The 10,996-nt window shown below is 48.3% G+C and carries 8 protein-coding genes and 1 pseudogene; 1 reads left to right on the forward strand and 8 read right to left on the reverse strand.

Annotated elements, in window-relative coordinates:
- Window positions 1-29: 29 nt before the first annotated feature.
- The 5 genes and pseudogenes from AM1_RS31080 to AM1_RS42555 form a co-directional block, all read right to left on the reverse strand.
- Complete coding sequence (locus AM1_RS31080) at window positions 30-494, reverse strand: hypothetical protein (RefSeq protein ID WP_012167053.1); 465 nt, start codon at window positions 492-494, stop codon at window positions 30-32.
- Between the two features lie 10 nt (window positions 495-504).
- Window positions 505-4,146 (reverse strand): annotated as a pseudogene (metH, locus tag AM1_RS31085) (methionine synthase).
- A 276-nt stretch (window positions 4,147-4,422) separates the two neighbouring features.
- Window positions 4,423-5,073 (reverse strand): hypothetical protein, encoded by a 651-nt coding sequence (locus AM1_RS31090; RefSeq protein WP_012167054.1) that lies wholly within the window; start codon window positions 5,071-5,073, stop codon window positions 4,423-4,425.
- Entirely contained in the window at window positions 5,057-5,584 is a 528-nt protein-coding gene (locus AM1_RS31095) for a hypothetical protein (protein WP_012167055.1), read from the reverse strand. Before AM1_RS31095 ends, AM1_RS31090 begins: the two co-directional genes overlap by 17 nt.
- 247 nt (window positions 5,585-5,831) lie before the next feature.
- Window positions 5,832-7,793, reverse strand: coding sequence for an NACHT domain-containing protein (locus tag AM1_RS42555; protein ID WP_187152984.1), 1,962 nt, complete (start codon window positions 7,791-7,793; stop codon window positions 5,832-5,834).
- Window positions 7,794-8,234: 441 nt separating this feature from the next.
- On the opposite strand from AM1_RS42555, the gene AM1_RS43540 reads away from it, so the two are divergent.
- Window positions 8,235-10,199, forward strand: a complete 1,965-nt coding sequence (locus AM1_RS43540; RefSeq protein WP_012167057.1) for an IS1096 element passenger TnpR family protein — start codon at window positions 8,235-8,237, stop codon at window positions 10,197-10,199.
- Here the strand turns inward: AM1_RS43540 and AM1_RS31110 are convergent.
- The 3 genes from AM1_RS31110 to AM1_RS31120 are packed head-to-tail and all read right to left on the reverse strand — an operon-like array spanning window position 10,187 to window position 10,962.
- Window positions 10,187-10,387, reverse strand: coding sequence for a type II toxin-antitoxin system HicB family antitoxin (locus AM1_RS31110; protein WP_012167058.1), 201 nt, complete (start codon window positions 10,385-10,387; stop codon window positions 10,187-10,189). The two genes, AM1_RS43540 and AM1_RS31110, sit on opposite strands and share 13 nt — an antisense overlap.
- On the reverse strand, window positions 10,388-10,717 hold the full coding sequence (locus tag AM1_RS31115) for a type II toxin-antitoxin system HicB family antitoxin (protein ID WP_012167059.1): 330 nt from the start codon (window positions 10,715-10,717) through the stop codon (window positions 10,388-10,390).
- Window positions 10,717-10,962 (reverse strand): toxin HicA, encoded by a 246-nt coding sequence (locus AM1_RS31120; RefSeq protein ID WP_041661227.1) that lies wholly within the window; start codon window positions 10,960-10,962, stop codon window positions 10,717-10,719. The genes AM1_RS31115 and AM1_RS31120 overlap by 1 nt, the downstream gene beginning before the upstream one ends.
- Window positions 10,963-10,996 lie beyond the last annotated feature (34 nt).

Genomic DNA, 10,996 nt, shown 5'->3' on the forward strand with positions numbered 1-10,996 from the left:
GAGATTGATGCTAGTTCATCACAAATGTATTACGCTTCCGTTGGAAGTTTTTTATCTTGCCAAGTAGGTACTCCTGGCTGGAATTCATCCCAAGTCTTACATACTTGCTCGTAGCATTGGGGTGGTGTAATGGGTAGGTTTTTCAAGTAAAAGAATGTGGCCTGATCGAAAGACTCCAGCAACAAGACAACTTCTGTGGTTGGAGAATAATTATCGACCACTTCCAAGATGTGATTAATCATATGGCAATGGGGCAAAACTGCCCTATCAGGAGCCTCTAACCAGGCCTTCAAGAAAGGCATAAGGCGCGAACGTCCGACAAAGTGGGTTTTGAATGATTCTCCACTAATCCCCATTATTGGAGAATTTGTGCTGCAAACAATTGCTCCACGTTTTTGGCTGAGATGACCTGCCCAAGCGTTGTAGCCAATGACCAGTAAGTTACTTGCAACAAATTCTTGAGCCCAATTCGATCTATCAGTTGCTTCTCTCATTGGGTACCTCCTAAGCACTAAAGTATTTAGCAGCAGGATGGTAGATGACAAAAGCAGTGGTTGATTGCTCTGGATGAAGCTGTTCGCTCTCATCGATCGATAACCCAATGAGATCGCACCTTAATAGTTGCAGCTGTGGCACTTGATCGATGACCACCGGACAAGCTGGATAGCCAAAACTATACCGGGAACCCTGATACCTCTGCGCTAAAATATCGCGAATGTTATCTGGCTCTAAATCCCCATAGCCCAATTCCCGTCGAATACTGGCATGACTCCATTCCGCCAAGGCTTCTGCCAACTGCACCGCCATCCCGTGGAAATAGAGATAATCGGTATAGCTGCTGTCTTGATAAAGTTCCTGTGCTTTCTGGGTGGCAATTTCTCCCATCGTGACGGCCTGCATCGGCAAGACATCAAATTGATTGTGTTCGATCGGGCGGATGAAATCAGCAATGCATAGCCGACGCATGGATTTCTGACGAGGGAATGTCCAAGTGACAAACGGGCTTGCTGTTGCGGGTGTTAAGCCCTGCTCGATGACACTTGGTTCGTAAACATGAACGGAATTGCCAATCGCCGCACAGGGGAAATAGCCATAAACTAGCGTGGGTTCCAACCAGTGTTCCGTGCGGATTTTTTGCTTCCATTCTTCCAAGATTGGATAAACCTTTGATGCCAGAAACCAATCATATTCCTCACGAGATTGGTCTTTCGGTTTACGGAATTGCCATTGGCCAGCGATCAGTGCCTGCAAATCCATGTACCAGAATAGTTCCTCTAAATCTAGATCGTTACTCTGAAGAATTTTCGTCCCCCAGAAGGGTGGCGCAGGACGTTCGATATCAATCGATACCGCTGTCGAGCGTTCGGTATCGATGACAGTGGGTTGATCAGATTTCTGCTGGTCACCATTGAGTTCTCGATCTAAATCTTCAATCGCCTTGCGTCCCTTTTGATTAAACTGAGCAAATTCTCCTGAAAAGCCTTCGGTATCGACCCAGCACTGCTGTTCTTTGGCAGGCATCAGTCGATCCATAAAGGTCAAATCAGCAAATGCATCTTTGCCGTAAATGACCTGCCCTTGGTAGGTCTCTTGACAATCCCCATAAACAAATTTTGGGGTGAGGGCCGCACCGCCCAAAATCACTGGGACTGTAATCCCTTTAGCATTAAATGCGGCGAGATTTTCTTTCATAAATGCGGTAGATTTCACCAGCAAGCCACTCATGGCAATACAATCTGGCTGATGCTCTTCATAGGCTTCGACGATGGCCTCAATGGCTTGTTTAATACCCAGATTGATCACCTTGTAGCCATTATTGGTCAAGATAATATCCACCAGATTCTTCCCAATGTCATGGACATCCCCTTTGACGGTGGCAATCAGGAATTTCCCTTTACCGCGATCTTCGTCCTCTCCTTCGATTTTTTCCATGTAGGGTTCGAGGAACGCCACCGCAGACTTCATGGTTTCGGCGGATTGCAACACGAAAGGCAATTGCATTTGACCCGAGCCAAACAGTTCGCCCACCACCTTCATCCCATCCAACAAGAAGGTATTAACAATTGCCAGTGCTTTATGACCCTCATCTAACGCAACCTTTAACGCATCCTCCAATCCAATCCGTTCGCCATCAATAATATGTTGCTTCAAGCGTTGATCGATGGGCAAATCAGCTAAGGACGCACTCGCCCTAGCGTCTTTCGTACTCACCCCCGCAAAAAGTTCCGTCAGCTTCGTCAACGGATCGTAGGTGCAAATATCCCCTTCAAATCTGCGGTTGTCATAAATCAAATCGAGACAAACCTGTTGATGGTCATCATCAATCTTCGATAACGGCAAAATCTTGGCTGCCGAAACAATCGCCCCATCCATCCCAGCCTTCATCGCTTCATTGAGGAAGATCGAATTTAAGGTAATGCGCGAGGCTGGACTCAATCCAAACGAAACATTAGAGACCCCCAGCATAAAATGCACACCGGGCAGATTTTCCCGAATCAGTCCAATGGCTTCGATTGTTGCTTTGGCGTTTTCTCAATCCTCTTCAATCCCAGTTGAAATCGGTAGGGCTAACGTGTCAAAGAAAAGTTCATGGGGTGGAAGTCCAAACTTGAGCGCATCCTGATACGCCCGTTGGGCAATCTCGAATTTTTTCTGGGCGGTTCGAGCCATTCCCTCTTCATCAATACAGCCAATGACAACCCCTGCGCCATATTCTTTTGCCAATTGCAGCACTTTAAAGAATCGCTCTTCTCCATCTTCATAGTTGGTGGAATTGAGCAAACATTTGCCCCCGGCAACCTTGAGACCCGCTTCCATTTTGGTCCACTCGGTGGAGTCGAGCATAAGGGGGAGCATCGTATGCTTCACTAGGCGTGATACGAGTTCTCGCATATCCCGTTCGCCATCACGCCCGACATAATCCACGTTTACGTCCAGCATATGTGCGCCTTCCTTGACTTGGGATTTGGCGATCGCCAACAACCCATCCCAATCATCTTCGTTCAACAGGGTGCGGACTTTCTTAGACCCACTGGCGTTTAATCGTTCACCAACGATTAAGAAGGAATTATCCTGCTGATAGGTTTGGGCGGAATAAATAGACGCTGCCGCTGGCGTATAGGCAAGAGGCTCTCGAATCTCCCCCACAGTATTTTGTCGGACTTCACGCTCTTTTAGTGGAGTGTGTTCCACCGCATCGGCTAACGCTTTAATATGTGCTGGGCGCGTACCACAGCACCCTCCGACAATCTGAACGCCATGTTCCGCAATGAATTGAGTCATGGCAGTTGTATATTCTTCGGGGGTCATTTTGTAATGCGCCTGACCGCCAATATTTTCGGGGAGCCCCGCATTGGGGATACAGGAAATGGGGAATGGCGAATTTTCTGATAGGTACTTAATGTGGGACGTCATCAAATCGGGACCCGTCGCACAATTTAGCCCCAAAACACTGATGGGAAACGGCTCCAAAATTGCCAGTACCCCAGAGATATCGGTCCCCACTAGCATGGTCCCCTGGATTTCCATGGTCACGGACACCATTAAGGGGAGACGTGCCCCTTTTTTGGCAAATACCGCCTCAAAGGCACTAAGTGCCGCCTTAATTTGCAGTACATCTTGACAGGTTTCCACGATGAACAGATCGGCTCCTCCGTCATAGAGACCTTCTGCTTGCACCATGAAGCTTGCTTTCAGTTCGTCATAGGTAATATGACCAAGGGTCGGTAGCTTGGTACCGGGACCGATGGAACCCGCGACAAATCTTGGTTTCTCAGGAGTCGTAAACTCATCCGCACAACTACGCGCCAACTCTGCCGCCTTTCGACTTAGCTCGTAGGCGCGATCTGCCAGATCGTACTCTGCTAGGACTAATGGGCTAGCTCCAAAGCTATCAGTCTCGACAACATCTGCCCCCGCTGCCAGAAAATCACGATGAACTTTCGCTACTGCTTCTGGCTTGGTGATGACCAAGTATTCATTACAACCTTCATATTCCGCACCACCAAAATCCTCGGCGGTTAAGTTTTGGGATTGCAGGTTTGTTCCCATCGCACCGTCAAAGATTACCACTGGACGATCCGGATTTTGGAGCCGTCGGAGAAATGCAGTATTTAACTGAGGTTTCGTCGTTTCAGTACTTAGCATAGGCGTAATGATGTTTGTAGTACTCCGGCTTCCACTGAAATCTTTTTTCATCCCAAAGTTAGTCAGCATGGAAGAATGAAAATGATTATCATTCTAACGCAAGTCGATAGTTAATCCAGGCTTTGTCAAAGGAGAAAGCCGATTGTGCGTCAATAAAGATATTTTTTGGGCTGGCGGTGGCGAAGTTACTGCAACTTAATCGGCGAAGTCATGATTATGCAGTAATCAACCTTAGGATGATTTTTTGAAAGAATAATTGTCTTCAAGACAGGCTGTTCAGGCACCCGTTTCAATCCAGACATTCTGGTCGTAAAATCCACCCCGTTGCTCAAACTGAAATCCACCCAATAACATCCCCAGCCAGATGGACACCAGCGATAACTGTAGCTCCTGCATTAGCTCGACCATGGGTACCTTTCCAGGCACTTGCTGTAAATACGTTGAAATGGCAGCCACCCAAGCTGACACATCCTCCTCGTGACTGACCTTCATAGCAACCGACTCACCGCTTTCCAGTTCCTCCACGAACTTCAGTACTGATTCCTTGCTAACATCACCTACAACCGACTCCACAGGCTTCCCCATGAACCCCTGGCGTCGTTTCCGTGACTTCGGCTGACGGCACAGGTCCGAGACATCCAAAAACATGGTCTGCTGAACCATCCCAGCTAAGAAATCCTCATCAAGCACCGGACCTTCAGAGTTGTATCGTTCCTCCCAACCCTGGATCATTAACTCTGCCCGTTGAAGACAAACCTCAGCCATATCCTTGATCGCATCCCCAGCTACCCGAAGCTGTTCATGAGGAGAACGACCCTGTAAATGTTGATCCAACGATGCACACATCAGAGAAATATCAGCCTGCTCCGGTTCATCTAAAGCAGAAGCCAAAGCACTTGCAAAATCTAGCTCAAGCTGTTTGAACATGGCGCTTATCCTTCAGGGGACAGTCTGCAATTTCGCACTCAGAAGGCTCCATGCGAATCGGCGGCTCAAACTCCGTGATGCCGTACCGCTCACGGATCACTTTAAGTACCTGGTTTAGGTAGTGACGGACTTGAGTATTGGTCATACCCATACAGTGGATAGGCTCAATATCGGCTAACTTCTTGCTCCCTTGCCAGACACTAACGGCCAGAGCATGGAGATGGGCATCCTTGGGCTTCTCCTTGTAGAGATAGAGCAAAGCCACAAGAGGGGCTTGGACGGGAATCGAGAAGGTTTCAGTGGCTTCTATGGGCGTGGTTATGACCTTCCGCTGTGCATAGTTTCCTTTGCGCTTGGCATTGCTTTCCTTGCGGTGGCGGTAATGATTGCGCTTATTGTCGCAGGTATTGTCCTTCCAGCAGTCATCGCCTTGGGGTCCGTGAATACGCTTGGCTTCAGACCGGGAATAATCGATGCACGCTAAGCACTTGGGATTGATGGGTCGTGCCATTTCGGGGGCCACTCCATTGAGCGTCGGTGGTGAAAGCCCATAGGAGAAAGGCTTAAACCATCGCCAGGATACCATACGTTTTTTAGTCTAAAATTTAGTCTAATACAGATAAGGGGAGTTATTTGGAGTAGGAATAATCACAAAAATACCCCTGCTGTCAGTGGAAAGGGTTTGAATCGCAGGTTTGAGATTTTTGGGGAGCAACAGGGGTGCTGAATTCCTGGTTATTCGTGTTGTCTTGCTTCATTCACTCAGCAGGTTTGGGTAGGAACATGCGCTGCTTGATGGAATCCCATTGCTGAGCAGAGATTCCACTCGCTTGTTTACTGCAATCGATCATGAGCTGGCAGGTTGAGAAGTAGTTGGTGATGGCTTGCACATCATCTGTAGACAGATCCAATAATTCTGGAGAGATATCCAGTGATGAGCTGATTCCTTCGATTGAAACTGTTGATGAGTCAAATGATTTTTCTAGATATGAGATGAGGGTTTGAATATCAACATCTGTTATTAGTTTATTATCCAGGGCAAATTTAGCGATGGCGATGGCGATGGCGCGGGCGCGGGCGCGGGCGCGGGCGATGGCGCTGGCGCGGGCGCTGGCGCGGGCGCTGGCGCGGTCGATGGCGCGGTCGAGGTCGAGGTCGAGGGCGCTGGCGCGGTCGAGGGCGCTGGCGATGGCGAGGGCGCGGGCGCTGGCGCGGTCGAGGGCGCGGGCGAGGTCGAGGGCGCGGGCGCTGGCGCGGTCGAGGTCGAGGGCGCGGTCGAGGGCGCGGTCGATGGCGCTGGCGATGGCGAGGACGAGGATTAGTATTAGAGTAAATACTCGTTTAACTTCACCAGAATAGTCACTGGATGCATGAGTTGTCTTAGCCCCTGCCCAAGCTAGCAATCTCTTTAACTTGGGATGTTCAGATAGCTCTTGAGTTTGTACTTCCAGTTTTTCCAAGAGTCCGATCGCAGCTTCACCCATCAACCCCGTAACTAGAAAAAAGACTTCTCTCCAGCGTTCACTTGAACGGTGCAATTCAACTAGATCATCTAGTAGGTTCCATTTAACAATGTACTTTGCAGTTAAAAACTCCTGAAGCGTTAAGTGAGAGAAAGAATAAACATTAGTTGCTCTCTCAACGAAAATTCCTTGCTGAACTTCAATTGCTTCCAAGACTGCTGATGCATCAAGGTTCTTTGGAGCACCCAGCGAATCACCCAAAAAATCAGCTATTGATTTCATCAACTGCTCTTCAGTGAAAAATAGTTGATTGTCCTCAAATCCCTGATAGGCAATTTTTGCCAACAATTGTTTCTCAAGGTCTGTGTGGAATCCCTCATAAATTTGACCTCGCCCAACCCGTTTTTCTGATGCCCACTCTTTTAGCAAAATGTTCAAGGCATCTTCATACAAAGTATGTCGGCTACTGGGAACCGTTAGGGATTTGTTATAGACCATGCACAGAAACGTCAAGAGCAAAGGAGATTGAGCTAACTCCTTTGCTCCTTTATTCTCTGGTTTCTGCAACAGTTCCCAACAGTGCTGAGCTGTCTGGCTCTGTTGGTCGAGTTCAGATGAGAACCAGTTTGTAATAAATTTCTCTATCTGCTCATCGTCAAATTCTGCGATCGCAACTGTAGTTACCCGCTTGAAATAGGTATGATAGGCGGCAATTCGACAAGAGGCTATAAACCGATTCTTGGAATATCGATCTACAAAGGCTTGAATCTTCTGAATAACATTATCAAGATTTTCAGCAAGAACCTCATCCAGGCCGTCAAAGAGGATAAGGAGTCGCCCTTTTGCCAAAGCTTTTTTAGTAAAGCCATCTGGGTGTGGAAAGCCACAGTTTTCAAATTCAGCAGCGATACAGGTTTCCAGATCTAGATCGGGTGAGGTTAATAACTTTAATTCGAGGAAGACTGGAATTTGTTGATGCTTGTAGCTTCCTTGCTCTCCCTTAAGCGCTTCTAGTCCTACTTTCCTTAGAAAGGTAGACTTGCCAATTCCTGGATCTCCGAGAACAATCAGCCGCTCACATTCGTTAGCAATATCAATACCGTTTCGCTTGGGACAGTTATGGTGTCTGAATCGACGGTCGCCCCGATTTCGATAGGCTTCTTCCAGGGCTTCACGAGAGTCATAACTTTTCATTGACTCCGTATCCAACATTCGGGCACCAGAATATATGGCATCTAACGATACGGGTTTAGACATTCCCAAAACCTGGACTTGCCCATGTCGATCGCTGTAGTTTTGAAAGTATGCTTTTGTAGCATTAAAAAACAGTTGTCGAAATGAATCATCAATCTTGATCTCATCCCTCTCATCAAAGATTTTGATACCAAGGTCAAAGAGTGCCTTTATGAACGCTCCTGCAACTGCTGCCTCCAATGCCACTGTCCTTTAGTTCCCAAAGAATATTTGCTCCATTGTGATTATCCTATGGGTAAAACTTTGGCTCAGTTATTCATCAGTATTAATTCATAAAAGCTAAAAGCGAAGGATCTCTCAAGAACGATTTTTTGATAGCTTCCTAATTTCAGTCTTAGCTATAGCACTCCAGACTTCCAGCACCCACCCATTTATTTTGGAGTAGAATCCCCATAGCTAACCTCCCTACACATCACACCATCCCAACCTCAGCAATCTTCCCCAATGGCTATCCCTGAAGTAAATCTCATCGTACTGGCAGACCAGGCCGCCACCCCCATCGATGCTGCCCGGTCCCGGACCCAACCCGCAACAACCCCACTGGCCGATCTCCGGTGGATGCGAGTCGAAGAATTCCTAAGATCCCGCGAAATCCGACCCAACACCCACAAAGCCTATGAGCGAGACTTGAAGCAGCTCATGGACTGGACCCCAAAGGGATGGCATGAGATTACCTCCAGGGACTTGGATCGATACAAGACCTATCTCAAGACTGAACCCAACCACCGGGGCAAGCTCCGCAAGTGTGCGACCATTAACCGGAGCTTGGCCGCATTGCAGAGCTTCTTCAAATGGCTGACGGTTCGGGACTACATCACCAAAAACCCAGCTTTACTCTTAGAAAAGCTGAAGTCTGATCCATTGCTGCCCCAGGAATTCAGCCAGGACGAAGTGGATAATCTATATCAGGCCATTTGCGATCGCGGGTTTCATTCCTTCCGAGATCGGGCATTGCTGCACCTGATTGATCATGGGTTGAGAGCATCAGAGATTCAGGGGTTGAATGTTGGGGACTATGATGGTCAGCGTGTTCACATCAGAGAAGCCAAGGCTGATAGCGTTGGGTCTGTTCCACTTTTGAGCAAGGCCAGGAGAGCGTTTGACCAGTACAAGCAGTGGCGAGAACAACAGGGTGAAGTCCTTGAAGATGAGTCACCGTTGTTTGTATCCCACTCCAATAACAGCAAAGGACAACGGTTGCAATATTGGGGCATCTACAAGATATTCAAGGCGATTGCTGATATTGCCGAGGTGGAGAATGCCCATCCTCACCGAGGACGGCATACCCTAGCGACTCGACTAGTGATGAAAGACATGGACTCGATTCTGGCCCGGAAGGTTACCCGGCACAAATCAGAGCAGTCTTTTGTCCGTTATTCAGATCGGGGAATTGAGCTGAAGGCAGAGCAGCAATTCTATGAGGTGCATGGGGAAGCGCCAGGGGGCGAGGATGGGATCGTTGAAGACCAGTTGGAAGGTATTGAGCTGAAGGCGGTCGTTGAGGAGCCTGCGAACTGGCCCAAGATTAAGGCGGTGGGTCTGCCCTTGAATACGGTCCAGGTGAGGCTGACCCTTGAGGTTTCAGGGAAGAAGAAGGGCAAGGTCAGGAAGGAGATCGAGGAGCGGGTCTTTAGTCCTTTTCAGATGGTCAAACCTAAGCCGAGGGGGAATGAGTATGAGCTGATGGTTGTGGTTGAGGGAGGCGATACGTTGTCTGCAATTACCGATCAGATGAAATGGGATATGGAGCTACTGGGGGAACTGGATGATTGCGAGGTGAAAGTGGCGTGGTTGGATCAGCAAGAATCGACTGGAGAGGTGACTCTAGAATCTCAGGAAGACGAGTCAGCTTTTGCCGAGTCTTCCGCAGGGCAACGGCCTACTTCCACCTCCAGCGTCTATCAAATGAAGATCATGCTGCTGGGAGTACGGCCCCAAGTCTGGCGGCGCATTCAAGTCCCAGAGACGACGACGCTGGCCCAACTACATTCTGTATTGCAAGTCGTGATGGGGTGGGAAGGTTACCATCTGCACCAGTTCTCGGATAGCGAAGACGAAGCCATGACTTTAGCGGAGCTGATCGAAGATGATTTATTCTCATTCGGCTACCTATATGACTTCGGGGATATGTGGCGACATGAAATCAAGGTGGAGAAGAGGTTAGAGAGTAAACCTGGAAAAAACTATCCCATTTGTCTGGCTGGAAAGCGGGCCTGTCCACCGGAAGACTGTGGTGGTGATTGGGGGTATGCTCGTCTGCTGAGGGTACTGAATAACCCCAGACATCCTGAGCATGAGGAGCGGTTGGAATGGGTTGGGAGTGATTTTGACCCGAAGGCGTTTGACCTGGAGGAGGTGAATCAAGCCTTGAAGGAGCTTGAGGTTGAAACAATGAGCTATTTTGATTGAGAAGGATCTTTACCCACTTGCTGACAGTCGGCTAAATAATCATCAATGACGTTATGAAAAGATTGCTTTAACTCATCCGCCGTCTGACCATCAAATGCAATGACATCGCGAATCCCCAAGACGCGACCAAAGAAGATCTGATCATTAGCATCGAACTCAACCACAGATTCATAGCCCTTGTACTTCATCTAACCCCCAGATACCAATTTGCTACTAGCTAGGCGGTTGAGGCTAATCCCTTGTTCTGCTGCTTGGATAGCCAGTTGACGATGCTGCTCAGGTGGAATTCTCACCATAAATTTCCCACTGTATTGCTTTTTAGACAGAGGGGTAGGGATAGGCTCATCCTGTGCCACTAAATCCTCAATACAATCTTTGACCAATTCCACAATGCCAGCGAAAGCAGACTGTTGATCTTCATCCAGCCAGCTCAAACTTGGAAATTCGGCGCACAAGCCCACAAACTCCTCATCTTCTTGAGACCAGATGACCCGGTAGGTATAGTATTTGGCATCCATCACATTGACTCCAGCTTTTGGATCGCGGCTAACACTTGTTTGACTTGGTAGGGTTTGCCCATCCCTTTCTTGGATTGGATATTGACGAAAGGATCACCCTGCCAGGGAGTCTTGTAAACCCGATGGCTTCCAGAAGTCTGACGAGCTTCCCCGAAGTAGTGATCGCAAACCTTACACAAATCAGAGAACTTAATCCCAGCGGGATTATTCCCCATTTTGGCAACAATTTTGTCGATACTGGCCATGTGGTTAATAGTATCAATATCGATACTAGTATAG

This window comes from Acaryochloris marina MBIC11017 (genome assembly GCF_000018105.1).
GTDB lineage: Bacteria > Cyanobacteriota > Cyanobacteriia > Thermosynechococcales > Thermosynechococcaceae > Acaryochloris > Acaryochloris marina.

Excerpts from the sequence above, each read along its gene's own strand:
- AM1_RS31120 (WP_041661227.1), bottom strand. The coding sequence starts at position 10,962 with ATGGCCAGTATCGACAAAATTGTTGCCAAAATGGGGAATAATCCCGCT.
- AM1_RS31090 (WP_012167054.1), bottom strand. The coding sequence starts at position 5,073 with ATGTTCAAACAGCTTGAGCTAGATTTTGCAAGTGCTTTGGCTTCTGCT.
- AM1_RS31110 (WP_012167058.1), bottom strand. The coding sequence starts at position 10,387 with ATGAAGTACAAGGGCTATGAATCTGTGGTTGAGTTCGATGCTAATGAT.
- AM1_RS31080 (WP_012167053.1), bottom strand. The coding sequence starts at position 494 with ATGAGAGAAGCAACTGATAGATCGAATTGGGCTCAAGAATTTGTTGCA.
- AM1_RS42555 (WP_187152984.1), bottom strand. The coding sequence starts at position 7,793 with ATGTCTAAACCCGTATCGTTAGATGCCATATATTCTGGTGCCCGAATG.
- AM1_RS31115 (WP_012167059.1), bottom strand. The coding sequence starts at position 10,717 with ATGGATGCCAAATACTATACCTACCGGGTCATCTGGTCTCAAGAAGAT.
- AM1_RS31095 (WP_012167055.1), bottom strand. The coding sequence starts at position 5,584 with ATGGCACGACCCATCAATCCCAAGTGCTTAGCGTGCATCGATTATTCC.
- AM1_RS43540 (WP_012167057.1), top strand. The coding sequence starts at position 8,235 with ATGGCTATCCCTGAAGTAAATCTCATCGTACTGGCAGACCAGGCCGCC.